This window comes from Phenylobacterium aquaticum (assembly GCF_022695515.1).
GTDB lineage: Bacteria > Pseudomonadota > Alphaproteobacteria > Caulobacterales > Caulobacteraceae > Phenylobacterium > Phenylobacterium aquaticum.
In genome coordinates, this window is the sequence record NZ_JALDPT010000039.1 from 1 (window position 1) to 23649 (window position 23649).

At 70.5% G+C, this 23649-nt stretch carries 27 protein-coding genes; 17 read left to right on the forward strand and 10 right to left on the reverse strand.

The window, feature by feature from the left end; genetic code table 11:
• Positions 1-387: 387 nt before the first annotated feature.
• Entirely contained in the window at positions 388-1353 is a 966-nt protein-coding gene (locus MQH10_RS21925) for a LysR substrate-binding domain-containing protein (RefSeq protein ID WP_242566111.1), read from the reverse strand.
• Positions 1354-1703: 350 nt separating this feature from the next.
• On the opposite strand from MQH10_RS21925, the gene MQH10_RS21930 reads away from it, so the two are divergent.
• Together MQH10_RS21930 and MQH10_RS21935 are read left to right on the forward strand one after the other, a co-directional pair.
• Positions 1704-2150 carry a hypothetical protein gene (locus MQH10_RS21930; RefSeq protein ID WP_242566112.1) on the forward strand — a complete coding sequence of 149 codons (447 nt, stop codon included), beginning with the start codon at positions 1704-1706 and terminating at the stop codon, positions 2148-2150.
• Positions 2151-2243: 93 nt separating this feature from the next.
• Entirely contained in the window at positions 2244-2690 is a 447-nt protein-coding gene (locus tag MQH10_RS21935) for a winged helix-turn-helix domain-containing protein (protein WP_242566113.1), read from the forward strand.
• Here MQH10_RS21935 and MQH10_RS21940 read toward each other — a convergent pair.
• Positions 2687-3424: a hypothetical protein gene (locus MQH10_RS21940; protein WP_242566114.1), complete on the reverse strand. Its 738-nt coding sequence runs from the start codon at positions 3422-3424 to the stop codon at positions 2687-2689. The genes MQH10_RS21935 and MQH10_RS21940 overlap by 4 nt on opposite strands.
• Positions 3425-3595: 171 nt before the next feature.
• Between MQH10_RS21940 and MQH10_RS21945 the strand changes: the two genes are divergently transcribed.
• The 6 genes from MQH10_RS21945 to MQH10_RS21970 all read left to right on the forward strand — a co-directional run bounded on the left by MQH10_RS21945 (position 3596) and on the right by MQH10_RS21970 (position 9510).
• Positions 3596-4672 carry an AI-2E family transporter gene (locus MQH10_RS21945; RefSeq protein ID WP_242566115.1) on the forward strand — a complete coding sequence of 359 codons (1077 nt, stop codon included), beginning with the start codon at positions 3596-3598 and terminating at the stop codon, positions 4670-4672.
• 128 nt (positions 4673-4800) lie between these two features.
• The gene (locus MQH10_RS21950; RefSeq protein WP_242566116.1) at positions 4801-5073 is read left to right on the forward strand and encodes a metal-sensing transcriptional repressor; all 273 of its coding nucleotides are present in this window, start codon (positions 4801-4803) and stop codon (positions 5071-5073) included.
• A 104-nt stretch (positions 5074-5177) separates the two neighbouring features.
• Entirely contained in the window at positions 5178-6080 is a 903-nt protein-coding gene (locus MQH10_RS21955; protein WP_242566117.1) for a class I SAM-dependent methyltransferase, read from the forward strand.
• Positions 6077-6976, forward strand: a complete 900-nt coding sequence (locus MQH10_RS21960; protein WP_242566118.1) for a nickel/cobalt efflux transporter — start codon at positions 6077-6079, stop codon at positions 6974-6976. The genes MQH10_RS21955 and MQH10_RS21960 overlap by 4 nt, the downstream gene beginning before the upstream one ends.
• Positions 6977-7043: 67 nt before the next feature.
• Complete coding sequence (locus tag MQH10_RS21965; protein ID WP_242566119.1) at positions 7044-8867, forward strand: amidohydrolase; 1824 nt, start codon at positions 7044-7046, stop codon at positions 8865-8867.
• A 199-nt stretch (positions 8868-9066) separates the two neighbouring features.
• Positions 9067-9510 carry a hypothetical protein gene (locus MQH10_RS21970; protein WP_242566120.1) on the forward strand — a complete coding sequence of 148 codons (444 nt, stop codon included), beginning with the start codon at positions 9067-9069 and terminating at the stop codon, positions 9508-9510.
• Here MQH10_RS21970 and MQH10_RS21975 read toward each other — a convergent pair.
• Positions 9507-9947: a MarR family winged helix-turn-helix transcriptional regulator gene (locus MQH10_RS21975; protein ID WP_242566121.1), complete on the reverse strand. Its 441-nt coding sequence runs from the start codon at positions 9945-9947 to the stop codon at positions 9507-9509. The two genes, MQH10_RS21970 and MQH10_RS21975, sit on opposite strands and share 4 nt — an antisense overlap.
• A 71-nt stretch (positions 9948-10018) precedes the next feature.
• Here MQH10_RS21975 and MQH10_RS21980 point away from each other — a divergent pair, with 71 nt between their 5' ends.
• Positions 10019-11155 carry an aminotransferase-like domain-containing protein gene (locus tag MQH10_RS21980; protein ID WP_242566122.1) on the forward strand — a complete coding sequence of 379 codons (1137 nt, stop codon included), beginning with the start codon at positions 10019-10021 and terminating at the stop codon, positions 11153-11155.
• Positions 11156-11192: 37 nt separating this feature from the next.
• On the forward strand, positions 11193-11522 hold the full coding sequence (locus MQH10_RS21985; protein WP_242566123.1) for a hypothetical protein: 330 nt from the start codon (positions 11193-11195) through the stop codon (positions 11520-11522).
• Between the two features lie 3 nt (positions 11523-11525).
• Here the strand turns inward: MQH10_RS21985 and MQH10_RS21990 are convergent, their stop codons facing one another.
• The gene (locus MQH10_RS21990) at positions 11526-11957 is read right to left on the reverse strand and encodes a hypothetical protein (RefSeq protein ID WP_242566124.1); all 432 of its coding nucleotides are present in this window, start codon (positions 11955-11957) and stop codon (positions 11526-11528) included.
• Positions 11958-11994: 37 nt separating this feature from the next.
• On the reverse strand, positions 11995-13806 hold the full coding sequence (locus MQH10_RS21995; protein WP_242566125.1) for an acyclic terpene utilization AtuA family protein: 1812 nt from the start codon (positions 13804-13806) through the stop codon (positions 11995-11997).
• A gap of 215 nt (positions 13807-14021) precedes the next feature.
• On the opposite strand from MQH10_RS21995, the gene MQH10_RS22000 reads away from it, so the two are divergent.
• The 7 genes from MQH10_RS22000 to MQH10_RS22030 are packed head-to-tail and all read left to right on the forward strand — an operon-like array spanning position 14022 to position 19990.
• Positions 14022-14660 carry a DUF4129 domain-containing protein gene (locus MQH10_RS22000; RefSeq protein ID WP_242566126.1) on the forward strand — a complete coding sequence of 213 codons (639 nt, stop codon included), beginning with the start codon at positions 14022-14024 and terminating at the stop codon, positions 14658-14660.
• Positions 14657-15883: a DUF4350 domain-containing protein gene (locus MQH10_RS22005; RefSeq protein ID WP_242566127.1), complete on the forward strand. Its 1227-nt coding sequence runs from the start codon at positions 14657-14659 to the stop codon at positions 15881-15883. Before MQH10_RS22000 ends, MQH10_RS22005 begins: the two co-directional genes overlap by 4 nt.
• Entirely contained in the window at positions 15870-16826 is a 957-nt protein-coding gene (locus MQH10_RS22010) for an AAA family ATPase (protein WP_242566128.1), read from the forward strand. The genes MQH10_RS22005 and MQH10_RS22010 overlap by 14 nt, the downstream gene beginning before the upstream one ends.
• 3 nt (positions 16827-16829) lie before the next feature.
• Positions 16830-17126, forward strand: coding sequence for a hypothetical protein (locus MQH10_RS22015; RefSeq protein ID WP_242566129.1), 297 nt, complete (start codon positions 16830-16832; stop codon positions 17124-17126).
• Complete coding sequence (locus tag MQH10_RS22020) at positions 17093-18139, forward strand: DUF58 domain-containing protein (protein WP_242566130.1); 1047 nt, start codon at positions 17093-17095, stop codon at positions 18137-18139. Before MQH10_RS22015 ends, MQH10_RS22020 begins: the two co-directional genes overlap by 34 nt.
• On the forward strand, positions 18139-19152 hold the full coding sequence (locus MQH10_RS22025; protein ID WP_242566131.1) for a stage II sporulation protein M: 1014 nt from the start codon (positions 18139-18141) through the stop codon (positions 19150-19152). The genes MQH10_RS22020 and MQH10_RS22025 overlap by 1 nt, the downstream gene beginning before the upstream one ends.
• Positions 19145-19990, forward strand: a complete 846-nt coding sequence (locus MQH10_RS22030) for an RDD family protein (RefSeq protein WP_242566132.1) — start codon at positions 19145-19147, stop codon at positions 19988-19990. Before MQH10_RS22025 ends, MQH10_RS22030 begins: the two co-directional genes overlap by 8 nt.
• A 4-nt stretch (positions 19991-19994) precedes the next feature.
• Here the strand turns inward: MQH10_RS22030 and MQH10_RS22035 are convergent, their stop codons facing one another.
• The 5 genes from MQH10_RS22035 to MQH10_RS22055 form a co-directional block, all read right to left on the reverse strand.
• Complete coding sequence (locus tag MQH10_RS22035) at positions 19995-20735, reverse strand: hypothetical protein (protein ID WP_242566133.1); 741 nt, start codon at positions 20733-20735, stop codon at positions 19995-19997.
• Positions 20736-20737: 2 nt separating this feature from the next.
• Positions 20738-21520 carry a hypothetical protein gene (locus MQH10_RS22040; protein ID WP_242566134.1) on the reverse strand — a complete coding sequence of 261 codons (783 nt, stop codon included), beginning with the start codon at positions 21518-21520 and terminating at the stop codon, positions 20738-20740.
• A 103-nt stretch (positions 21521-21623) separates the two neighbouring features.
• Positions 21624-22100 carry a hypothetical protein gene (locus tag MQH10_RS22045; RefSeq protein WP_242566159.1) on the reverse strand — a complete coding sequence of 159 codons (477 nt, stop codon included), beginning with the start codon at positions 22098-22100 and terminating at the stop codon, positions 21624-21626.
• Positions 22097-22741, reverse strand: a complete 645-nt coding sequence (locus MQH10_RS22050; RefSeq protein ID WP_242566135.1) for a DsbA family protein — start codon at positions 22739-22741, stop codon at positions 22097-22099. The genes MQH10_RS22045 and MQH10_RS22050 overlap by 4 nt, the downstream gene beginning before the upstream one ends.
• Positions 22742-22940: 199 nt before the next feature.
• Positions 22941-23648 carry a hypothetical protein gene (locus tag MQH10_RS22055; RefSeq protein ID WP_242566136.1) on the reverse strand — a complete coding sequence of 236 codons (708 nt, stop codon included), beginning with the start codon at positions 23646-23648 and terminating at the stop codon, positions 22941-22943.
• Between the last annotated feature and the right edge of the window lies 1 nt (position 23649).

The window sequence follows — 23649 nt, forward strand, 5'->3', positions numbered from 1 at the left end:
GCGGCCGCCGGCGGCGTCAGCCGCGCTGAGCGCGCGGGCGGGTTCGTCGGCCCAGGCCGGGTGGGCCAGGGCCAGGGCGGCGCCTGACGCGGCCCAGAAGAGTTTCAGTTTTGTTGAAGGCATAGTTATCCCCGAAGCGCCCCGGGACCCGGTGGCGCTCGCCCAGAAAGACATGATGTTGGTGGTGGGCTGCGCCCTCTACGGCGGCGTCAGCCAGGTCGTCAGCGGCCGCTCAGGCCCGACATCGCATTCGGTAGATCACAGAAATCACTCCATAAGTCCCGCAACCGCGGGCCGGCCTGGGAGGGCCGGCCCGCGTCGAGGCTCTCCTGGCGGCGCCAAGGGGGAGGAAACGCCGCCGAGTAATTCCTATCGAACGAGTGGCTTTTAGGTCTCGATAGAATTTCTAGGAAATGGTGGGATATTCGCTGGGCCGCCGGGGCGCCGGTGGCGGGCGATGGCCGGGTCGGCGGCGACCTGGGCCAGGATCCAGTCGCGGAAGGCGGCGATCTTGGGAACCCGCGCGCGCTCGGCGGGATAGGCCAGCCAATAGCCGGGGCCGTAGGCCGGCGAGATGTCGAAGGGCTGGACCAGGCGACCCTGGGCGATCTCGCCTGAGAAGAAGATCGGCGAGCCCAGGGCGATCCCGTGGCCGGCCAGGGCCGAGGCGACCTCAAAGGTCTGGGCGTCGCCGGCCAGGCGCGGGCCGGCGGCGGGGCCGGGCGGGGCGACCCCGGCGGCGGCGAACCACAGGGCCCATTCCTCCTCCGACCCGATGCGCGGCGCGTCCAGCAGGTCGCGGGGATGGGCGAGGCCGCCCAGGCGGTCGCGGGTCTCGGCGGTGCAGAGCGGGGTCTGGGTGTGGGCGAACAGGTGGATGGCCTCCAGGCCCGGCCACTGGCCGGCGCCGCCACGCAGGGCGACGTCGGTGTTCTCCCGCGTCAGGTCGATGGTGCGGGTCGAGGTCTCCAGCCGCACGGCGATCTTCGGATGGGCCAGCTGAAAGGCGCCCAGCCGAGGCGCCAGCCACTGGGTGGCCAGCGACGGCATGGTGGTGATCGAGAGCACGCCCTCCGCCGCGCCGGTGATGTCGGCGAGCGCCACGCGCAGGCCGGTGACCGCCTCGGTCGCGGCGCGGGCCAGGCGCTCGCCCGGCGGGGTGAGGACGACTTCGCGGGTCAGGCGGCGGAACAGGGTGAGCCCCAGCCGCCGCTCCAGCGCCTTCACCTGCCAGCTCACCGCGGCCTGGGTGATTCCGAGTTCCTCCGCCGCGCGGGTGAAGCTCGACAGCCGCGCGGCGGCTTCGAACACCCGGATGGCGCTCAAGGGGATCTGGGCGAGCGGATCAGACATAAGTACAGCTTATCCATACACGAGGAAGACCCGTTTGTCCTGGCGCGGCGATGCGACCATGTTTCCGTTGTCAGATCAAGGAATGGAAAGGATCTCCGTCATGGAAGAGCTGAGCAGACTGCATAAGGATGTTCCCTTTGGATGGGCCCTGTGGGTCAGCCAGTGGCTGGCGGCGCGCGCCGTCGCAAGGCCCTTGCCGCGCCCCATCAGACCTACGCGGCGCCCCAGATCCGCCGGGACGACTGGCCGAGGCTCTCGGCGCCCCGCTGACCGCCGCGCAAACAGGTGCGGGGCGGCGTAAACCATAGTAGACTGCTCGGGTTGACTGATTGAGGGCCCGCGCCGCCTGCATGGACGACCCCGCCCACCTCCGGACGATCTCGCGTCTGACCTCGGAATATCTGATCGGCCTCGTCTCCGAGATGATCCGCGAGACCGGCCTCGATCCCGTCGACATGCTCGTCCTGAACGCCATCGGGGCGGCCAATGTCGCCCATCTGCGCGACCGGCAGGACCTGACCGCCGAATACCAGGCCCCTGACGCGCCGCTGCCGATCGAGCTGAAGCGGCCCATCACCAGCCTGGCGATCGCCGAAAGCCTGGGCCTGCCCCGGGAGACCGTGCGGCGGCGAATCTCGGGGCTTGTGAAGGCCGGCCAGCTGATGCGCCTGAAAGGCGGATTGATCGCCACCCCGGAGCTGCAGAACCCGGAACGCACCATCGCGCTGGCCTTTTCGAACGCCCAGCTGTTCCGCCGCATGATCCGCCAGATGCGACAGCATGGCGTCGAGATCTGAGGCTGCGCGCCACGTCGCGGTGTCCAAGCCGCGAATTGATGCTAGCCCTGGACGCGGGGACGAGATTCTCGGGCGGCGGCGGGCGTTCTAGGCATGGATGACGCGACCAATATCCGGAAGATCGCGCGTCTGACGGCCGAGTACATGATCTCGATGGTGGGGCTGCTCACCCAGTCGAGCGGCATGGATCCCACCGACATCCTGATCCTGAACGCGGTCTCCGCGGCCAATGTCGCCCACCTGCTCGACGATCCGGAGAAGGTCGACGTCTATTGGTCCAAGGGCCAGACCATCCCGTTCGAGGTCCGCCGCCCGATCACCAGCCTGGCCATCTCCGAGAGCCTGGGCCTGCCGCGTGAAACCTGTCGGCGGCGCATCAAGGGGCTGGTGGAGAAGGGGCTCCTGGAGCGCCAGCCCGGCGGGCTGATGGCGATCCAGGAGAAGGCCGATCCGGTGCAACTGGCCGCGATGTTCGCCGCCAACGCCCAGCTGTTCCGCAAGCTGGTGCGCAAGCTGCGCAAGCACGGGGTCGAGGTCTAGGCGGCCGGCGGCGGCGCGGGCGCGCGGCCGATCCAGATCTGGCCGCCGCGGGCCATCAGGGTCCCGTCCTTGTCGAACAGGGCGACGCCGGCGAAGTGCTTGCGGCCCTCGGCCTCCAGCGCCCAGGCGCTGACCACATAGGTCTCGCCCGCGCGGGGCTTGATCAGGACCTCGCCAGCCATGGTGCCGAGCAGGCCCACGGGCGCGCCGGTCTTGATGAACCAGGCCATGGAGCCCGGGCAATCCAGGGCCGCCCAGGTGATCTCGTCGGGCAGGGTCCCGTCGGGATTGGCGAAATTGGCGTGCGGGGTCCAGACGCCGGCGCACTGGCCGGCGGGCGCGCCCTCGACCTGGCCGACATAGACCCCCAGGCCCTCGCCGTCCGCGCGCTCGATGCAGCAGGAGAAGCAGCCGCGGTGCAGGGGGCGCTTGGCGAAGGGCGAGGTCTCGCCGAAGGCGCGGGCGGCCTCGATCGAGGGCGGCGCCGGCGGGGCGGGCAAGGCGCTGTCCTCGGCGGGCTTGGCCGAGCCGAGCGGCTGGCCCTCGGCGTTGCTGAGGGTGGCCGAGCCGTCCGCCGCCAGGGCCAGGGTGACGGGGACGTCGAGGGGCACGCCGGCCCGCAGCATGGCCGATCCCCGGCCGCCGACCGCATTGGACAGGACGCCGCAGATATAGCCGCCATTGGCGGTGGTGGGCGGTCCGCGGAACTGCCGCGGCACGACGATATCGGTCATGGAAATCGAAACCTTGGAAATGAGGCGCTGAAATGAGCCGAGGGAGACGGAAATATCGAAAAGTCGATGCGCGTTTCTAAGGACGGCGGCTTGGTCGGGGCAAGAGGCTTGTGACGCGGCGGGGGCGCGGGGCTAAGTAGCCGCACTGCCCGATCCGCCGGAGATTCGACCATGGCTCACCCCGACGCGCGGACCTCCCTGGGCGGCCAGCTCGGGACCGTGAAGGTCGCGGTGGTGATCATCGCCACGATCCTGACCGGCTTCACCCTCTACGCCCTGCGCCGGATGCTCGAGCCGTTCGTGATGGCGCTGTTCCTGCTGATCATGGTGGACGGGGTCGCCCGCCTGCTGAACGCCCGGGTTCCGGGCTTTCCGAAGAAGGCCGCCCTGCCGGTCGCCATCGGCGCCATCGTGCTGGTGTTCGCCCTGACCATCTGGATCACCGCCGACAACGCCCACGCGCTGGCGCTGCAGGCGCCGACCTATACGGCGCACATCAACACCCTGCTCAGCAACGGCGCCCAGAGGCTGGGGCTGAACGTCACCCCGACCCTGGCCGATCTGATCGAGAAGCTGAACCCCAGCCGGTTCGCCGGCGTGCTGGCCGAGGCGGTCAGCCATTTCGCCGAGGCCGCGGTCTTCGTCCTGATCTATCTGGGCTTCCTAGTCGCCTCGCGTCAGGGCTTCGCGGCCAAGACCAGCCAGCTGTTCGGCTCGGCGGAGGATCGCGCCGAGGCCCAGCGGGTGTTCTTCCGGGTCCGCCGCGGGGTGGAGCAGTACATCTGGGTCCAGACCCTGGTGGGCGTGCTGATCACCGCCCTGTCGGCGGTGCTGATGACCCTGACGGGGCTGTCGCACATCCCGTTCTGGTGCCTGATCATCTTCATGGCCAACTACATCCCGGCCGTGGGGGCGGCGATTGGGGTCCTGTTCCCGGCCCTGTTCGGCCTGGTCGAGGTGGACGGCGTGACCCGGGCGATCGTGCTGCTGGTCGGGCTGGAGGCGATCCACTTCCTGGTCAGCCACGTGGTCCAGCCGCGCATGCAGGGCAAGAGCCTGAACGTCGACCCGATCGTGGTGCTGCTGGCTCTGGCCTTCTGGAGCGCGGTCTGGGGGGTGACGGGCGCCTTCCTGTCGACGCCCCTGACCGTGCTGGCCATGGCGATCCTGGCGGAGTTCAAGGGCACGCGGCCGCTGGCCGTGCTGCTGTCCGGCGACGGGCGGCCCGATGCGGACATGGCGGACTAGGCAGCGCGCGCTCCCCCTCCGCTCATCCCGGCATTCGCCGGGATGAGCGGAAAACGTTGGACGTTCTCAAATGACGTGCCGCTCAAAAGCAGGCTTGCCTATCCCCTCCAGGGGGATAGGATGCGCCCATGTCCGAACACGATCACGCCCACGCCTCGCATCCCGCCATCATCAAGCGCCTGAAGCGCGCCGAGGGGCATCTGAAGTCGATCATCGGCATGATCGAGGCCGGGCGGCCGTGCCTGGATCTCGCCCAGCAGCTTCACGCGGTGGAGGCGGCGGTGACCAACGCCAAGCGCGAGCTGATCCACGACCACATCGAACATTGCCTGCACGACGCCGAGGGGCCTGACGGCCGCGCGGCCCTGGCCGAGCTGAAGCAGCTCGCCAAGTACCTCTGATCCCTCGAAACTCAGGAGGCTGAAATGGCCCAGACGAGAGTGAGACACGCCCACAGCTACATGTGGCTGATCGGCCTTTTGGGCCTGGCGGCCGGCGCGGCCTGATGATCTACGCCCCGCGCCTGAAGGGGGTCTCGACCTCCATCCTGCTGTTCGCCGGGTTCCACCTGATCGGGGCGGTGGTGATCCTGAGTTCGCTCTACGGCATGGCGCTGCGCGACTGGATCCGGGGTTTGCGCAAGCAGGCCCTGCCGGCCGGCGACGCCCTGGAGTTCGGCTGGGGGCCGGGCTGGATGAACGGCCTGGCGGTGGCGGCCCTGGTGGCGCTCGCCGCCGCGGTGGCGGTGCAGGTCTCCAACCCCGGCCTTTGGCCGATCAGCTTCCTGCTGGTGGTCCAGGCCGTGCTGTTCCTGTTCGGCAACACCACCATGAGCGCCTTTCGCCGGCCCGACCACATGGTGCTGCCCATGGTCGATCTGGTGCGTGGCGAGACCGACCGGGTGCTGGACGCCGGCTGCGGCGCGGGACGCACGACCATCGCGCTCAGCCGGGTGTTGCGGCAGGGGCGGGTGACGGCCCTCGACCGCTTCGACGCCGACTATATCGACGACGGCGGCCGCGCCCTGCTGGAGCGCAACCTGAAGATCTCCGGCCTCGCCGACCGGGTCGAGGTGGTGACCGGCGACCTGACCGCCATGCCGTTCCCGGAGGGCGATTTCGACGCGGCGGTCAGCACCAATGTCTATGACCACCTGGGCGCGGCCAAGCAGGCCGGCCTGACCGAGACCTGCCGGGTGCTGAAGCCGGGCGGCCGGTTCCTGATGGCGGTCTGGACCCCCGGCCCCATAATGTTCACCATCGGCAGCGTGCTCTCCTTCCTGCTGACGCCGAAGTCCGCCTGGCGGGCCATGGCGCGGAAGGCCGGCTTCGAGGTGATCGACGAGGGCGCGATCAACGGCTGCTGGTGGGTGCTGTTGCAGAAGCCCGTTTCACAGGCCGCCGCATGACCGATTTCGCCACCCTGCTCGCCCAGGGTCACGCCTGGCTGTTCATCCCCTCGGCCCTGGTGCTGGGCGCCCTGCACGGGCTGGAGCCCGGTCACTCCAAGACGATGATGGCGGCCTTCATCATCGCGGTGCGGGGCACGGTGGGGCAGGCGATCCTGCTGGGCCTGGCGGCGACCTTCTCCCACACCCTGGTGGTCTGGGCGGTGGCGCTGGCGGGGCTCTATTTCGGGCGCAACCTGAACATGGAGACCTCCGAGCCCTGGTTCCAGCTGGCCTCGGCGGGGATCATCCTGGCCGTGGCCCTATGGATGCTCTGGCGGACCTGGAGCGACGGCCGGGCCTGGCGCAAGGCCCATGCGGGCCATGGGGCGCACGGCCACAGCCATGATCACGCGCACGGTCATTATCACGATCACGACCACGACCACCATGACCATGACCACGATCATCACCACCACCACGATCACGACCCTGGTCACAGCCACGACCACCGGCATGATGCGGCGCACGCCTATGAGGACGCGCACGAGCGGGCGCACGCCGCCGACATCGCCAAGCGCTTCCAGGGGCGGACGGCGACCACCGGCCAGATCGTGCTGTTCGGCCTGACCGGCGGCCTGATCCCTTGCCCCGCCTCGATCACCGTCCTGCTCCTGTGCCTGCAGCTGAAGCAGGTGGCGCTCGGCGTGGTGCTGGTGCTGTGCTTCTCCATCGGCCTGGCCGTGACCATGGTCTCGGTGGGTGTCGGCGCGGCCCTGGCCGCGCGCCAGGCCGAGAAGCGCTGGGGCGCGGCCTTCGAAGGCTTTGCGCGCAGGGCGCCCTATGTCTCCAGCGGCCTGATCATCGTGCTGGGCCTGGCGCTCGGCGGCCAGGCGATCCACGCCCTCCTCAGATAGGGTTGTTCCGTCCTGTCCATGCCCCGGCGCCTGGGCCATTCTGCCCGGGCAGTCGAGGGACGGAATCGTGGATCAGACAGAGATCGCAGCGGAGCGGGGCGGCGTCGCCCTGGGGGATGGCCCGGCGATCCGGCCGTTCCAGGCGGACCGCTTCGGCTGCGCCTGCTGTTCGCCGACCCTGACCGGGCTTGGGCTTCTGTCCCGACCGTTCCTGGCGGGGGCGAGCCGGCCGGCGGCCTGGGGGCGACTGGGACCGCCGCCGGCGCCTCACGCCGGGACCACGGTCTTGACCAACGCCAGGATCCTGACCGTGGACGCCGACTTCTCAGTGGCCGACGCGATCGCCTTCCACGACGGGGTGATCCTGGCGACCGGCGATCTGGAGACCGTCCGCGCGGCGGCCGGCGAGGACGCCCAGCTGATCGATGGCGGCGGGCGCGTGGTGCTGCCCGGCTTCATCGAGCCGCACATGCACTTCTTCATCATCGCCGTCCTGGAGAAGATGGCCAATGTCGGGGCCATGGTCTGCGCCGACGCGGACGCCGTCATCGCGCGGGTGGGGGAACTGGCCCAGACGGCGCCGGCCGGCGACTGGGTGCTGGCCCGCCAGTTCGATCCGTCCCTGCAGCCGGGCGCCGAGCGGATCAGCCGCCACACCCTGGACCAGGTCGCCCCCGACCGGCCGGTCTTCATCTTCAACGCCTCGCTGCACATCGCCTATTGCAACAGCGCCGCCCTGAAGATCGCCGGCGTGACGGCGGAGACCCCCGATCCGCCGGGCGCGGTCTATGTGCGCGACCTGGACGGCGCGCCGAACGGGGTGCTGCAGGGTCAGGCGGCCATGTTCACCGTGCTGGGCCATAACCTCGGAGCCATGCGCGTGGCCGATGTTCCGGCCGCCTGCCAGAAGGTCTGCGCCAAGGCCAATCGGGCCGGGGTGACCACCTTCTGCGACCAGGCCAGCGGCGGCTTCCTGGGCAAGGACGAGATCGGCGCCTATCACGCCTTCGCCGCCTCCGGCCACATGACCACGCGGCTGCGCTATTCCGTGATCAACGCCGGGGCGCGGCACTGGGACGCCAGCGGGCCGAAGCCGGGGGACGGCGACGCCATGGCCCGGGCCGTGGGATGGAAGATCGTCTCGGACGGCTCGAACCAGGGGCGGACGGGCCTGCAGCGCGAGCCCTATCTGGGGAGCGAGAGCGCCGGCATGGCCTATGTTGAGCCCGACGCCCTGACGGACATCGTGGTCCAGCGCGCCCTGCAGGGCTGGCAGGTGGTGATCCACGCCAACGGCGATCTGGCCATCGACCGGGCGCTGGACGCCATTGAGGCGGCGCAGGCCGCAGGATGCGACCCGGGCTTGAGGTTCCGCATCGAGCATTGCTCGATCCTGCATGACGACCAAATCGCCCGGATCGCACGGCTGGGGGTCAGCCCCAGCTTCCTGATTGGCCATGTCCACTATTGGGGCCGGGCGTTCCGCGACGAGATTTTCGGGCCGGCGAAGGCGGACCTGCTCGGCCGCGCCGCCTCCTGCGGCCAGGCCGGGATCCGCTGGACGATGCATTCCGACGAGCCGGTGACCGAGATGGGCCCGCTCAGGCTCATCGACAATGCGGTGAACCGCAGCCTCTGGCAGGAGCCGGGCGGCGTGCTCAATCCCGCCGAGCGGGTCACGGTGGAGCAGGCGATCATCGCGCTGACCCGCGACGCCGCCTGGCAGTGCCATTCGGAGCACGAGATCGGCTCGCTGGAGCCCGGCAAGTTCGCCGACTTCGTGGTGCTGGACGCCGACCCCCGCGAGGTCCCGCGGGCGGAGATCGGCGCGATCCGGGTGCTGGAGACCTGGGTCGGCGGGCGACAGGTCTATGCGGCGGACGCCGATTGACAGAACGCTGATCTGGCGACTACCAGGGCCCATGGCTCATATCCTGACCCGCACCCAGCAGCAGCAACGCCCCATTCCGGCGGTGCGGGTGCGCGCGGCGGGCTGATCCCAGTCCCGTTCGAATGATCCACCCACCCCGCCCGGCCGGCGGGGGGAAGATCTTCGTTCGCTGCCCGGGCCTTCCTGTTGGAGACCCAAGATGACCAAACACTATGCTGATGACGACGCCGTGGCCCGCGTGGGCCGGGGGCTCGTGGAGCGCACCCTGCCCAAGGCGGAATGGACCCATGCGGCCCATTTCGCCGCCGCCCTGTGGCTGTTGCGGCATGCGCCCGAGCCGCCGCTCGGGACGGTGATGCCGGACATGATCCGGGCCTATAATCTGGCGACCGGCGGGGAGAATACCGACAGCGCCGGCTATCACGAGACCATCACCCAGGCCTCGATCGCCGCGGCGCGGGGGTTCCTGGGGCGCTATGCGGCGGACCATCCGCTGCATGCGGTGGTCGACGACCTGATGGCCTCGCCGCTGGGCAAGCCGGACTGGCTCTTGGTTCACTGGAGCCGGGCGCGGCTGTTCTCGGTGGAGGCCCGGCGGGGCTGGATCGCGCCCGACCTCGCGCCCCTGGCCGATCCGCTCTAACCCTTCGCCAGCTCGGCGAGCTCCGTCATCACGGTCCGCCAGCCTTGCTCCGCGGCGGGGCCGGCGCGATCGAAGGCGGTCTGCAGGTGGCGAGCCTGGACGCCGGTCAGCTCGGCCTCCAGGCGCTCGCCCTCCGGGGTGAGCCTCAGGTTCTTGACCCGCCGGTCGCCGGCGGCGGGCAGGGCGGTGACCAGGTGCATCTCGACCAGCTGGCGCAGGGGGGCGTTGAGCGCCTGTTTGCTGACGGCCAGGAGGTCGAGCAGGCCGCGGACCGAGATGTCCGGCCGGCTGCCGATGAAGTGCAGGATGCGGTGATGGACGCGCCCCAGGCCCCGGCGTTCGAGGATGCGGTCGGGCCGGTCGGTGAAGCCGCGATAGGCGAAATAGAGCAGTTCGATCGCGCCGCGCAGCTCGTCCTGGCGATCTAGGTCAAGCATGTTGACACATTAATCTTGCCCGCCTTAGGCTGTCGATAGGTCAATAACCTTGACGCTAAACGGAGGCCAAGATGGCGCGCTTGTCGGTCCGGACCCAGAACCTGCACGCCTCGCCGGTGCGCGAGATGCTGAGCGTCAGCCAGCGTCCCGGCATGATCTCCTTCGCCGGCGGCCTGCCCTCGCCGGAGAGCTTCGCGGGGCTGGAACTGCCGCCGCCGCCGGGCGACCTGCTGCAATATGGCCCGACCGAGGGCGAGCCCGAGCTGCGGGCGAAGATCGCGGCCGAGCTGATCGGCTTGGGGATCGACAGCGCGCCCGAGCGGGTGCTGATCCTGTCGGGCTCGCAGCAGGGCATCGACCTGGTCGCCAAGCTGGCGGTGGACGCCGGCTCGGTCGTGGCGGTGGAATCGCCGGCCTATCTCGCCGCCCTCCAGGTGTTCCGGTTCTTCGGCGCGGACTTCCAGATCCTCGACCGCGCCGACCCGGCCGAGGGCTGGGACAAGGCCCCGCCGGCCGTCGCCTATGTCACCCCCACCTTCCAGAACCCGACCGGCGGCTGCTGGAGCGCCGACGCGCGCCGGGCGCTCGCCCGGGCTTGCGACGCCCATGGCGTGATCCTGTTCGAGGACGATCCCTATCGCGACCTGGTCTATGAGCCCTGCGAACGGCGGCCGGTCTGCGCCGACGTCACGTCCGCCTCCTGGGTCTATCAAGGCTCGTTCTCCAAGACCGTCGCGCCCGGCCTGCGCCTGGGCTTCCTGACCGCGTCGGAGGATCTCTTCCCCCTGCTGGTGCGGCTGAAACAGGCCGCCGATCTGCACACCAACCGCCTGAGCCAGTGGATGGTGCTGCAATACCTGAACGACCCCGACCGTGACGCGCGGCTGACGCGGATCGCCGCGCTCTATCGGCAGAAGCGCGATGTGTTCGCGGAGGCGCTGAGCCGCCATCTCGGCGGCGTCGCGACCTGGACCGTGCCGCCCGGCGGGCTGTTCTTCTGGGTGACGCTGAAGGGCGCGGTCTCGCCCGAGGCGCTGTTGAAGCGGGCGCTTGAGCGCGGCGTGCTGTTCACGCCGGGCAGCCACTTCCTGGCGCAGGGCGGCGCCTGCCAGGCTCTGCGCCTCAACTTCAGTCTCGCCGCGCCGGAAGATGCGGAGCGTGGGCTGGCGATCCTGGGCGAGCTGTTGCGCGAGCAGATGGCGGCCTAGGCTGGCCTCAACCCGCCAGCCGCGCTAACCCCCTCCCATGGCCAAGACCAAGAAAAGCGCGGAGTTCGAGATCACCGTGGGCGGGGAGCCCTATGTGTGGCGGCTGCAGCGTCGGCCCGGGCGGTCCAGCGACACTGGCGAGTGGAGCGGCATGGCGATCGCCGTGCGTCACGCCGAGGGCCAGCGCGAGGCCGTGGTGGAGTTTCCCGCCCCGCCGCGCCCCCGGTTCGGCGCGCCCCTGCTGCAACCCGCCCAGATCCCCCGGGACCTTGTGGCGAACGCCGTCGCCTCGGCGATCGCCTCGGGCTGGGAGCCCCTGTCGCGGGGCAAGACCGTGGCCATCGTGGTGGATGCGAACGGGGAGTGAGCCCTACCGCTTCAGGAACCGCTTGGCGTCGGCCTCGAGCTTGGCGAGCAGGGCCTCGGAGTCGTCGGTCTCGGCCTGGTAGGGCAGGGTCCCGGCGACGCCGCGGACGGCGAGCCACAGCGGGCCGCTGAAATGGCCGAGCACGCGGAGCGGCCGGCGCTTGTCGTCGGTGACGTCCCAGCCCTCGGCCTCGAAGGCGGCGACCTGAACGGCGGGGGCCTTGTTTTCGATATTGTCCCAGCCCGCGGGGCGCGGCAGGTCCTCGGCCTCGTCCGCCGTCAGGCCGAAAAGTGCGGTGGTGCAGGCGTCGATCTCGGGAAACTCGGCGCGGGCTTCGGGCTCGGCGAAGTCGCGCTTGAGCAGGGCGCGGTATTCGAGCGCATCCACGCCGGGCAGATCGATCAGGCGCCGCAGCGCGGGGGGCTTGCTGGTCATGGGGCGGGTCTAGCGCGGATCAGGCGGAGTGGCGAGATCACCCCAGCAGCGCCGCCGGGACCTCGATCTCGATGTCCAGCAGCTGCTGGGCCTTGCCCTTGGCGAGCGCGTCGAGGCGCAGGCTGGAGAACTGGCCGCCGCCGAGCGCCTGGATGCAGTGGAAGTTCAGCGCCGCCATGCCGGGCAGCTCGTAGCGGACGACCTTGGGGGCCGGCGCGCCAGCGAACTCGTGGGCGAACCAGGCCTTCACGCGGGCCTCGGTGAGGGCGGCGCGGATCCAGGGCAGGACCTCCGGCTTGCGGGCGATGACGCCGACATTGAAGGCGTCGCCCTTGTCGCCGGACCGCGCCCAGGCGACCTGGACCAGAGGTACGGTCTTCATCGGGCCGGCGTCCCTGGCGGCGGGATCGGCCGGGACCGGCGGACGGATGGTGGCGGCGGGATCATAGACCCGCGGCGGGCGCTCGGCCTCGACGGTCAGGGTCTGGCCGCCGACATCCACCTTGGCCGGGATCTCTTCGCGCGGCAGCAGGATCGAGAACACCCTGCAGACCGGGGTGATGGTCGGCGCGCCGCCGAACCAGCCGGTGGACCCGACGCTCATCGAGGTGGTGGGGGAGGCGAACTCGCGCATCATCAGGCCCAGCGCCTCGGCGCTCTCATGCTCACAGCCGATACGGGCCACGACCTCGCGGACCCCGGCCAGGGCCGGATTGGCGTTGGCGCCATAGGTGGCCTCGGCGCCCAGAACCTCGACGCGGCTGTCGCGCAGGGGCGGCAGGTTGCGGTCGCGCAGCATCTCGCCGACCCGGATTAGCACGGCGTCGGCCTGGCGCTGAGCCTTCAGCGCCGCCTCGCGGCCGACCACCGGCATGGCGCCGATGAAGCGGAAGCCGTCGCCGAAGGTGACGCAGACCTTGTAGCGGTCGGATGGCGGATAACCCTTGGCGCCGGTGACCTTCACGCGGTGCGCGCCGACCTCCTCGACCTTCACCTGCGTGAAGTCGCAGACCACGTCGGGCAGGGCGTAGGCTTGCGGATCGCCGACCTCATAGAGGATCTGCTCGGCCACGGCGGCGGCGGAGACCAGGCCGCCGGTGCCGGGGGGCTTGGTGACGATGAAGGACCCGTCGGCGTGGCATTCGATCACCGGATATCCGATGTGGGCCCAGTCGGGGACGTCCTGCCAGTCGGTGAACAGGCCGCCGGTGGCCTGGGCGCCGCACTCGATGACGTGGCCGGCCAGCGAGCCCGCCGAGAGCAGGTCATAGTCACGGTCGGTCCAGCCGAACTCGTACATCAAGGGGCCCAGCGTAAGGGCGGAATCGACCACCCGGCCGGTGATCACCATGTCGGCGCCGGCGGCCAGGGCCTCGGCGATCGGGCGGCCGCCGAAATAGGCGTTGGCGGAGAAGACGGCCTCCGGCTCCGGGAAGGCCGCGTCGGTGAACATCTCGGTCAGGCCGCGGGACTTCAGGTCGGCCAGACGGTCGGAGAGATCATCGCCCTCGACCACGGCGATCTTGAAGGACAGGCCGGCGGCGGCGGCCAGCTCCTCCATGCGCGCGCGGCAGGCGTGGGGATTGAGGCCGCCGGCGTTGGTGATGATCTTCACCCCCTGGGCCTTCAGTTCCTGGAGGTTGTCCTTCCAGATCCAGTCGGTGAAGTCGCGGGCGAAGCCCTGGTCAGGGCGGGCGGCCTTGAGCTGGCCGAGCGCCGACATGGTCGCCTCGGCCAGGTAGTCGAGGATCATGTAGTCGAGCTTGCCGCCGGCCAGCAGCTGGGGCGCCGCCACCGAGGAATCGCCCAGGAAGCCGCCCGCGCCGCCGATCCTGATCACCTTGGCCATGCGTCCGCTCCCTGATGCTGGTTGGCGTGCAGGTGGAGGCCAGCGGGGGCCTCGGTCAAGCCGGGGACGTAACGGCAGGAGCGGGAAATTTGCGGCCCGCGGCGGCCAGGGCTGTCCTGCGCCAGAGGTTCCTTGACCTCGCCCGACGGCTCGGGCCTATTCGGTTCCACCATAGGTGGCGGGTGCGCCCCGCCTTGGCTTTCGGGGGCGGACGCTTGGGGGTTTCGGTCGGCGACCATGAGCAGGCGTTCGCCGCCGCCCATCGCAAACTCCTGGCTACGCGCGGCCTGCAGTTCGACTTCACCGCCGTCCCGCAACCCCCGCCGCCGCCGACCTGGCTGGTCAAGCTTCTGGAGGCGATCGGCCACGGCTTCCTGGCGATCGCGCCCGTGCTGAAATACGTCTTCTGGGGCGGGCTCGTGCTGGGCGTGGTGCTGATCGCCTGGTTCATCGTCCGCGACCTGACCCGCGTGGGCCGCGGCGACCGGGCCGCGCCCGCCCATCTTCGTCAGGCCGACGCCGGCTGGCGGCCGACCGTCGAGAAGGCCAAGGCCCTCTTGTCCGACGCGGACCGCCTGGCCGCAGAGGGCCGATACGCCGAGGCCGCGCACCTGATCCTGAACCGCAGCATCGACGATTTCGCCGGGCGCCGGCCGGGCGCGGTCAAGCCCGCCCTGACCAGCCGCGACCTGGCCCGCGCCGAGGCCATGCCCGCCGAGGCGCGGGCGACCTTCGCGGTCATCGCCGAGGTGGTGGAGCGCAGCCTGTTCGGCGGCCGGCCGGTGGATGCGGCGCGGTTCGCCGCCTGCCGCCAGGCCTATGAGGACTTCGCCCTGCCGGAGCGCTGGGCGTGAGCGAACCGCGCGTGCGGGCGGATTTCTCGCCCCGGACCATGATCGCCCTGGTGCTGGTCGGCGTCTTCGCCTTCGCCGGCTTCACCGTGCTGTCGGTCTATGCGCCGGAGCTGCGGGGCGGCGAGGATGGCGAGGCCCACGCCCTGTCGAAATCGGCGGTGGGTTTCGCCGGCGCCGTGACCCTGCTCCAGGCCCTGGGGACGCCTGTGGTGGTCAGCCGCACGCCCCTGCACAGCCTGGCCGACAGCGCGGGCCTGCGGGTCATTTCGCCGGGGGTCATGCCCGACCGGGACGAGATGGCGGCCTATCGGGGTGACGGCCCGTTGCTGATCATCCTGCCCAAATGGAATGTCACGCCCGACGAGACGCACCTCGGCTGGGTGAAGAAGCTCGGCGTCATCACGCCTGATGCGGCCGCGGCCCCGATCCGGGCTCAGGATCACGCGATCCGTCTGGCCCAGAGGCCGGGCGTCTCGCGGCCGGCGCTGCGCGGCGCGGGCGGGCCGTTCGGGCCCGGCGTCTTCCTGCCCCTCGACGCGGTCGACCACCTGCAGACCCTGGCGGGCGAGGGCTGGCGGCCAGCCCTGACCGACGAGCAGGGCGGCATGGTCCTGGCCAGCTGGGGACGCAGCCAGATGTATGTGCTGTCCGATCCCGACCTCCTGAACACCCAGGGGTTGAAGGGGCTGAACACCGCGCGGGCGGGCCTCGCCATCCTGGACGGTCTGCGCGGCGACCGCGGGGTGGCCTTCGACGTGACCCTGAACGGCTTCAAGCGCGCCCGCGACCCGCTGCGCCTGCTGTTCGAGCCGCCCCTGCTGGGCGGATTCCTCTGCGTGCTGGCCGCCGCCGCCCTGATGGGCGTGCATGCGGCGGTGCGGTTTGGGCCCGTGGTCCGCGAGGGCCGCGCCTTCGCGCTCGGCAAGCGGGCCCTGATCGACAATTCCGCCGCCCTGATCCGCGCCGCCCACAAGGAGCCGGAGCTGGTCGGCGCCTATGTCAGCCTGGTCGAGGCGCGGACCGCGAAGCTGCTGGGGGAGCGGGAGACCGATCCCGCCGCCCGCGCCGAACGCCTGGTGCGGCTGGAGCGCCAGCGGCGCCCGGCGGAATCCCTCGAGACCCTGAAGACGGCGGCCTCTGCCGCCAAGACCCGCGGCGACGCGCTCGCGCTCGCCCTTCGACTGTTCAAGTGGAGATCGGACATGAGCCATGATCGTCGGTGACGTGAAACAGACCGCCGACCGCATCCGGGCCGAGATCGGCAAGGCGGTGATCGGGCAGACGGCCACGGTCGACCTGATGCTGGTCGCCCTGCTGGCCGGCGGCCACGTGTTGCTGGAGGGGCCGCCCGGCACGGCCAAGACCTTCCTGGCCCAGTGCTTCGCCCGGACCCTGAAGCTCGACTTCGGGCGGGTGCAGTTCACCCCGGACCTGATGCCCGCCGATATCGTCGGGGCCAATCTGTTCAACTTCCAGACCTCGACCTTCACGTTCAATCCGGGGCCCGTGTTCTGCGAGCTGCTGCTGGCCGACGAGATCAACCGCACCCCGCCCAAGACCCAGGCCGCCCTGCTGGAGGCCATGCAGGAGCGCCGGGTGACGCTGGACGGCGCGTCGCACGTGCTGAGCGACCGGTTCATGGTGCTGGCCACCCAGAACCCCCTGGAGCAGCAGGGCACCTATCCCTTGCCTGAGGCCCAGCTCGACCGGTTCCTGTTCAAGCAGGTGCTGGGCTATCCCGACCGCGAGGAGGAGCGCGCGATCATCGCCGCCCACGGCCTGCGCAGCGGCCAGGCCGATCCGGCCGCCATGGGGGTCGAGCAGGTGGCCGACGCCGACTGGATCCGCGGGGCGGGCGAGACCGTGGCGGCCGTGCGGCTGAGCGACGAGGTGGTCGACTATGTGCTGAACCTGGTGCGCTCGACCCGGGAGACGGCCGACCTGTCGGGCGGCGCCTCGCCGCGCGGCGCGGCCATGCTGGCGCTCGCCGCCCGGGCGCGGGCGGTGCTGGACGGCCGCGACTATGTGATCCCGGACGATGTGAAGGCGCTGGCCCTGCCGGCCCTGCGCCACAGGGTGATCCTGTCGCCGGCCGCCGAGATCGAGGGCCGCCAGGTCGACCAGGTGCTGACCGCCCTGGTCGAACAGGTCGAGGCGCCCCGCTAGCCCATGGTCTATCCCACCCGCCGCAGCATGATCCTGGCCCTGGCCGGCGCGCCGGTGGCGGTGGCGCTCGGCGTCCTCGCGCCGGGCCTGTGGGCGCTCGGCCTGGCCTGGGCGCTGGCGGCCGTGGCCCTGGTGCTGGCGGACGCCTGGCTGGCGGCCTCGCCCGGGCGGCTCAACTTGAGCCTCGACCTGCCGGAGAGCCTGGGCGTCGGCGGCGCGGGCGAGGCGGTGGTCACCGCCAGGTTCACCGGCGGCGCGCGCGGCGGATGGAGCTGGCCCTGGGCGTCAATGATCGCCTGAGCGTCGATGGCGCCGCGCGGCGGATGGACCTGACCCAGGGCGAGGGCCAGGCGCGCATCGCCCTTGCCCCCCTGCGCCGCGGCGAGGGCCGGATCGACGCCATCTGGTCCCGGTGGCGGGGCCCGCTGGGCCTGGCCTGGGTGCAGCGCCGCGACGCGCCGGGGCGGGTGCTGCCGGTCACCCCCAATATCCAGATGATCCGCGACGAGGCGCTGAGGCTGTTCTCCCGCGACGCGTCGCTGGGGATCAAGGTTCAGAACGAGATCGGCCAGGGCTCGGAATTCCATGCGCTGAAGGAGTTCCAGACCGGCATGGACCTGCGGGCCATCGACTGGAAGCAGAGCGCCCGGCACGGCAAGCTGCTGGGCCGCGAGCACCGGACGGAGCGCAATCACCCGGTGATCCTGGCGCTCGACACCGGCCGGCTAATGTGCGCGCCCCTGGCCGGGGCGCCGCGGATCGACCATGTGATCAACGCCGCCCTGCTGCTGGCCTTTGTGGGCCTGAAGCTCGGCGACCGGGTCGGGCTGTTCGCCTTCGATTCCCGGCCGCGGGTGTCGAGCGGCGCGGCCGGCGGGGCGGGCGCCTTTCCGTTGTTGCAGCGGCTGGCGGCCTCGGTGGACTACACGACCGAGGAGACCAATTTCACCCTGGGCCTCACCACCCTGGCCGGGCAGCTGAGCCGGCGGTCGCTGGTGGTGATCTTCACCGACTTCGCCGACGCCACCAGCGCCGAGCTGATGCTGGAGAACCTGGGCCGGCTGATGCGCACCCACCTGGTGCTGTTCGTGACCCTGCGCGACGAGGAGCTGGAGACCCTGGCCGACCGCGCCCCGGCCGAGCCGGACGACGTGTCCCGCGCGGTGATCGCCGGGACCCTGCTGCAGCAGCGCGAGATGGTGCTGACCCGGCTGAGGCGGGCCGGCGCCCTGATCGTCGAGGCCCGTGTCGACCGCCTGGGGCCGGACCTGATCAACAGCTATCTCGACATCAAGCGGCGGGAGCTTCTCTGATGGCCGAGCTGCAGCTGAAGAGCCACCGGTTCCGCGAGGAGCGCGAGGCGGACTGGCGCCGTCTCGAGCGGCTGCTGACCAAGGTCGAGGGGCGTTCGCCCGGCAAGCTGACCGCCCCGGAGCTGCTGGAGATCCCGGTGCTCTACCGCCAGGCCCTGTCGTCCCTGTCGGTGGCCCGCGCCATCACCCTGGACCAGGGGCTGATCGACTATCTGGAGAGCCTGTGCGCCCGGGCCTATTTCATCGTCTACGGCCCGCGCACCAGCGTGTGGGAGCGGACCGGACGATTCTTTTCCCACGACTGGCCGGCCGCGGTCCGCGGCCTGTGGCGCGAGACGCTGGCGGCCACCCTGATCGGGGTGCTGGGCCTGATCGTGGCCATGGCCCTAATCCATCAGGACGCCGGCTGGTACTTCTCCTTCGTGCCCAAGGCATTGGCCGGCGGACGGGACCCATCGGCCTCGGCGGAGTTCCTGCGCAGCACCCTGTTCGCCGCGCCGAAGGGGCAGCAGCATTCGGGGCTGTCGGTGATGGCGGCGTTCCTGTTCACCCACAATGCGGGGATCGCGCTGCTGGCCTTCGCGCTGGGCTTCGCCTTCTGCGTGCCGACCGGGGCGCTGATGGCCTATAACGGCGCCATGCTCGGCGCCTTCCTGTCGCTGTTCATCTCCCGCGGCCTGGGGGTGGAGGCGGGGGGCTGGCTGTTCATTCACGGGGTGACGGAGCTGTTCGCCGTGACCCTGGCCGGGGCGGCCGGCTTCGCGATCGGGACCGCCACCCTGTTCCCCGGCGACCGACCCCGGGCAGAGGCGGTGGCCCAGGCGGGCCGCCGCGCCGCCGCCGTGATGACCGGCGTGGTGGTCATGCTGTTCGTCGCCGGCCTGCTCGAAGGATTCGCCCGCCAGCTGATCCAGAACACCGCCGTGCGCTACGGCGTGGCGACGCTCAGCGCGGCGGTCTGGGGGCTCTATTTCTACGGTCCGCGGCGGCGGGGAGGCCTGGGCCATGAGTGACGCCGGGCGGGAATTCGTGACGCCGGAGGGCGTCGATCTGCGGCTGAAGGTCGGCGCCGTGTCGGAGCGGGCCGGCGCCCTGGTCATCGACCTCCTGATCATCATGGCGGCCCTGATCCTGCTGACGATCCTGGTGGGCGCGGCGCTGTGGGTCAGCAACGTCACGGCGAGAAGCGCCCCGGCGGTGATCTGGCTCTTGGGCTTCTTCCTGCTGCGGAACTTCTATTTCACCGGCTTCGAGCTGACCCCGGCGGCGGCGACCCCGGGCAAGCGGGTGATGAAGCTCCGGGTCATCGCCCGCAACGGCGGCCGCCTGACCGCCGACGCGGTGTTCGGGCGCAACGCCATGCGCGAGCTGGAACTCTATCTGCCGATGATCTTCATGCTCAGCCGGGGCCAGGGCGTCGACGCCTGGGTGATCTCGCTGGGCTGCCTGTGGTCGCTGGTCTTCCTGCTGTTCCCCCTGTTCAACCGCGATCACCTGAGGGCCGGCGACCTGATCGCCGGGACCATGGTGGTGCGGGCGCCCAAGCCAATCCTCGCGCCGGACCTGTCGCGGGACGGGGCCGTGGCGCTGAACGAGCTGCGGTTCACCGACGAGCAGCTCTCTGCCTACGGCATCAAGGAGCTGCAGGTGCTGGAGTCGGTGCTGCGCAGCAATGACCGCAAGACCCTGGCCGAGGTCGCCCGGCGCATCCGCGGCAAGATCGGCTGGATCGACGAGGTCGGGGTGTCCGACCGCGCTTTCCTGACTGGCTACTACGCCGCCCTGCGCGGGCGGCTGGAGCGCCAGATGCTGTTCGGCCGCCGCCGCGCCGACAAGTTCGACGCCGGCTGAGGCGTCAGTCGAACACCTCCGCGATCTGGGTCGCGCCTTCCTTCAGGCGGCGAAGCTCGGTGTAGAGCACGGCGAAGATCGGGCCGTTGACCAGGCCCATGATCAGCGAGGCGAGCGCTGTGCCAACCAGAGTTGCGCTTCCCGCATCGGCGAAGATGCCGATCAGAACGCCAAGCCCAAAGGATACTACGAGGACGATCAGAGCGACGCTGAACCAGTAGATCATCAACAGGGCGAGTATTGTCCAGCGATGGCCCCGTGTGAGCGTTGCGCTGCGGGTGAAGGCGGGAGACAGGCTGCGGCGCTCAGAGACCAGGACGGGGCCTGCAACGCACCACATGACCCCCAACATGACGCCTGGCACGACGAATAGAATGAAGCCCAGGAATACGCCCGCGCCCACAATGAAGCTGATCCCGAGCAAGCCTCTAAACGTCTTCAGACCTGCGGACGCGCCCTGTGTCCATGTGGACTGGCGACCATCAAGATCGGTCAGCGTCAGGTGTATCAGGGCTCCCTGGAGGATCACGCCGAGGACTAAACTCACGGACCTGTCGAGCAGACTTACCGACTGCGCCGGGACATGCGCGAGCGCCGCAGCGAAATCAATCACCAGGGCGGGCAGACTTCCAAATATGGCCGCGAGCAGCAGCATCGGCCCCAGATTGCGGCGGGTGACCTCGACGGTCGTGCGCAGGACACGGCCGATGTCGAGGCGCTCGGGCGAGGCGGCGGTGTCGGACATGGTCAGTCGAAGACGGCGGCCAGGTCGCCGGCGCCGACGCCGTCCTTGATGCGGCGGAGCTCGCTGTAGAGGACGGCGATGCCGGGGTGCAGGAGCATGGCGATGATCAAGCTGAAGAGCAGGCTGAACAGCCGAACGACTGAAATCGCGGACCCGCTGGCCATGGATTTGGCGAATCCACTGAACCCGCCGAACAGTCCGACTGCCGCGATCTCGACAACGAAGAAGGTGATCATCAGGATCAGAAACAGGCCCAGTAGTCGCCAGCGGGATCCCTTGGTCAGGGCGGCGCTGCGCGAGAAGGCCGCGAAGATTCCGCGGCTCTCAATCACATAGGCGGGTGTCGAGACGCACCAAGCCAGGGCGAGCATCACGCCTGGTACGAAGAAAAACAGGGACGCGAGCCCGCAGCAGAAGAAATACACGATCGACAGGCCGATCAGGGGCAGGATCGCGCGCACGCCCCGGATCAGGGCGGGGCGCATCGAGACCGGCTGGCCATTCAGATCGGCGACCGTCATCTGGATAAGGGCGCTCTGAGAGATCATGGCGCAGGCGAAGGCGATCAGGCCGAAGGGGAGGCCGACCAGGATGCTCGCCGGACCGGGGCGCAGACTGTTCATACCCAGCGCCGTCTGAACCCCCAGGGTCACCAGGCCAGGCAGGGCGCCAAACAGGAACGCCACCAGGGCGAAGGGGCGCAGATTACGCCCCACCACCGCGAAGGTCGTGGAGAAGACCCGGCCGATCTCCAGCTTGGCCCGTCTCGTACTCGTATCGCTCACCGCAACGTCCCCCAACTCAACCCCAGATAAGTTGAGCACGCGGGAACACGGTTGTCGACATGCCCGCGGCGGCTTTGCGCCCGAGATGGGGCGAGGCGATCGTCTAGCGCGTCTTGGCGGGGCAGGCGCCGCGGAAGGCGCGGATGGCGGCGCGTTCGTTCGCGGCCCGCGCGTCCAGGCGGGTCTGGTCGGCGATCAGTTCACCCGAGGCGGCGAAGGCGTCGAGCACGGGATCGGCTGCGGGCATGGTGGCCTGGAGCAGGGCCTCGCCCTCCGGGGCCAGGGGATAGACGCCATGGGCCTTGCCGCTGCGCAGGGCGATCTTCTTGGGCGGGGCCGCCGCCGGCTGGGACATCCAGATCTTCACCCGCGGCTGGGCGCAGAGCAGCATCAGGCCGACATCGTCGCTGTTGGGAATTCCATAGGCGAGCTTGGCGGACTCGCTCCGGTTGGCGGGCGCGAAGGACCAGGCGCCGCGGCCCTGGCTCAGGGGCTTGGGCGGCGGGGTGGTGGCGCAGGCGGCCAGCAGGGCGCTGAGCGACAGGGCGGCCAGGAGGGGGAGGCGGCGAGCGGCGGTCAATGCTGGGCCACCGCGCCTTCGATCCACTGGTTCAGCACCGCCAGGACCTGATCGCCCGGCGCGAAGCCGCGGGTCACCACGCCATAGGCGCCGTCCTGGTTGGGACCGGCCACCAGGGTGGGGAAGCCGGTCACGCCGGCCCGTTGCGACGTGCCGTAATCCCCCCAGGTCTCCTGCTTGAGATCGCGGCTGTCGAGGTCGGCGAGGAAGGCCTCGCGGTCGATCCCGAACTCGGCGGCGAGATCGGCCAGGATCTCCGGCCGGGTGATGTCCAGGCCCTCGCCATAGAAGGCGGCCTGCAGGCGGCCCAGATAGGTCAGCGCCAGCTCCGGGTCCTCGCGGCGGACACGGACCACGGCCCGCGCGCCGGGATCGGTGTCATAGAGGAACCCCTCGCCGTCGATGGCCGCGCGGTTGAACGGCAGGCCGGTGGCCTCCTGCACATGGGTCCAGTGGCCGGCGAGCTCGTCACGGGCCTTCTGGCTCATGGGCTCGGTCGTGCCGGGGCGCAGGCCGCCGAGGATCAGCTTGATCGGCAGGGCGCGGCCATAGGCGCGGCGGATCTCGGCGATCACCGGCGAGAAGCCGTAGCACCACGAGCACATGGGATCGGCGAAATAGATGAGATGCGGCTCGGCCATCGGCGAAATCTAGACCCGCCAGGGACGAGGCGCACGGATTTTCGCGGGGCGCCTTGGCTCCTCCCCCGCTGGGGGAGGGGGACCGCGAAGCGGTGGTGGGGGCCGCCTTCGCCAGGAGGCGGATGGGGCGTATCCGTCCCTTCGGGCCGGCCCCTCAGGCGCTTCGCGCCAGCTCCCCCAGTGGGGGAGCAGCAGATCCCTACTGCGGCTTGGTGCGGAGCTTGGGCGGGGTGGGCTTGGCGGTGGCGATGGCGTCGCCGATCGGGTCGCCGGCGGCGGGCTGGTCGGCGGGCGGCGCAGCCTGGGCGACGTCGGGACTGGCCACAGGCGCGGCCGCAGGCGCCTCGACGGGCGCCGGGTCCGGCTCGGCGGGCGCATTGGCCTGGAAGGTGGCGCCCAGCAGCTTGGCGCGGCTCTCCAGGGTCTTGGCCGTGGGCACGCAGCGGGCGGGCAGGGTCCAGCCCATCCACTGCTGGGCGACCGTGCGGCGGGGCAGGGTGTTGGCGCCGGCCCAGCCGGCCCGGCCCTGGCCGATGGCCTTGGCGCCATAGGCGTTGATCGGCTTCAGGCTGGCCTTTTCCGCGGCCTGCATGGCGCGGGTGAACAGCTTCATATTGGTCCGGCTCATGGCGTCGAGCTCGTCATAGACCGCCATGTCCTGGGCGAGCGTGCGGCCCGGGGCCTGGAACGCGCCCTCGATGCGGGTCACCTCGGGGATCATCCGGTCGTGCAGGTCGAGATAGCCGCCGAGCGCGCCATAGCACCAGCCGACGAAGCCATAGTCGTCATGCGGCGCGCCGGGGGGGAAGGGTAGTTCTTCCTCCTGGGCCGCGGGGGGCGCGGGCTCGGCCGGGGCGGGCGGCGCATCCTGGGCGGCGAGGAGCAGGGCGAGGAGAAGAGCGGACATG

Excerpts from the sequence above, each read along its gene's own strand:
- MQH10_RS21925 (WP_242566111.1), bottom strand. The coding sequence starts at position 1,353 with ATGTCTGATCCGCTCGCCCAGATCCCCTTGAGCGCCATCCGGGTGTTC.
- MQH10_RS21930 (WP_242566112.1), top strand. The coding sequence starts at position 1,704 with ATGGACGACCCCGCCCACCTCCGGACGATCTCGCGTCTGACCTCGGAA.
- MQH10_RS21935 (WP_242566113.1), top strand. The coding sequence starts at position 2,244 with ATGGATGACGCGACCAATATCCGGAAGATCGCGCGTCTGACGGCCGAG.
- MQH10_RS21940 (WP_242566114.1), bottom strand. The coding sequence starts at position 3,424 with ATGACCGATATCGTCGTGCCGCGGCAGTTCCGCGGACCGCCCACCACC.
- MQH10_RS21945 (WP_242566115.1), top strand. The coding sequence starts at position 3,596 with ATGGCTCACCCCGACGCGCGGACCTCCCTGGGCGGCCAGCTCGGGACC.
- MQH10_RS21950 (WP_242566116.1), top strand. The coding sequence starts at position 4,801 with ATGTCCGAACACGATCACGCCCACGCCTCGCATCCCGCCATCATCAAG.
- MQH10_RS21955 (WP_242566117.1), top strand. The coding sequence starts at position 5,178 with ATGATCTACGCCCCGCGCCTGAAGGGGGTCTCGACCTCCATCCTGCTG.
- MQH10_RS21960 (WP_242566118.1), top strand. The coding sequence starts at position 6,077 with ATGACCGATTTCGCCACCCTGCTCGCCCAGGGTCACGCCTGGCTGTTC.
- MQH10_RS21970 (WP_242566120.1), top strand. The coding sequence starts at position 9,067 with ATGACCAAACACTATGCTGATGACGACGCCGTGGCCCGCGTGGGCCGG.
- MQH10_RS21975 (WP_242566121.1), bottom strand. The coding sequence starts at position 9,947 with ATGCTTGACCTAGATCGCCAGGACGAGCTGCGCGGCGCGATCGAACTG.
- MQH10_RS21980 (WP_242566122.1), top strand. The coding sequence starts at position 10,019 with ATGGCGCGCTTGTCGGTCCGGACCCAGAACCTGCACGCCTCGCCGGTG.
- MQH10_RS21985 (WP_242566123.1), top strand. The coding sequence starts at position 11,193 with ATGGCCAAGACCAAGAAAAGCGCGGAGTTCGAGATCACCGTGGGCGGG.
- MQH10_RS21990 (WP_242566124.1), bottom strand. The coding sequence starts at position 11,957 with ATGACCAGCAAGCCCCCCGCGCTGCGGCGCCTGATCGATCTGCCCGGC.
- MQH10_RS21995 (WP_242566125.1), bottom strand. The coding sequence starts at position 13,806 with ATGGCCAAGGTGATCAGGATCGGCGGCGCGGGCGGCTTCCTGGGCGAT.
- MQH10_RS22010 (WP_242566128.1), top strand. The coding sequence starts at position 15,870 with ATGATCGTCGGTGACGTGAAACAGACCGCCGACCGCATCCGGGCCGAG.
- MQH10_RS22015 (WP_242566129.1), top strand. The coding sequence starts at position 16,830 with ATGGTCTATCCCACCCGCCGCAGCATGATCCTGGCCCTGGCCGGCGCG.
- MQH10_RS22020 (WP_242566130.1), top strand. The coding sequence starts at position 17,093 with ATGGAGCTGGCCCTGGGCGTCAATGATCGCCTGAGCGTCGATGGCGCC.
- MQH10_RS22025 (WP_242566131.1), top strand. The coding sequence starts at position 18,139 with ATGGCCGAGCTGCAGCTGAAGAGCCACCGGTTCCGCGAGGAGCGCGAG.
- MQH10_RS22030 (WP_242566132.1), top strand. The coding sequence starts at position 19,145 with ATGAGTGACGCCGGGCGGGAATTCGTGACGCCGGAGGGCGTCGATCTG.
- MQH10_RS22035 (WP_242566133.1), bottom strand. The coding sequence starts at position 20,735 with ATGTCCGACACCGCCGCCTCGCCCGAGCGCCTCGACATCGGCCGTGTC.
- MQH10_RS22050 (WP_242566135.1), bottom strand. The coding sequence starts at position 22,741 with ATGGCCGAGCCGCATCTCATCTATTTCGCCGATCCCATGTGCTCGTGG.
- MQH10_RS22055 (WP_242566136.1), bottom strand. The coding sequence starts at position 23,648 with ATGTCCGCTCTTCTCCTCGCCCTGCTCCTCGCCGCCCAGGATGCGCCG.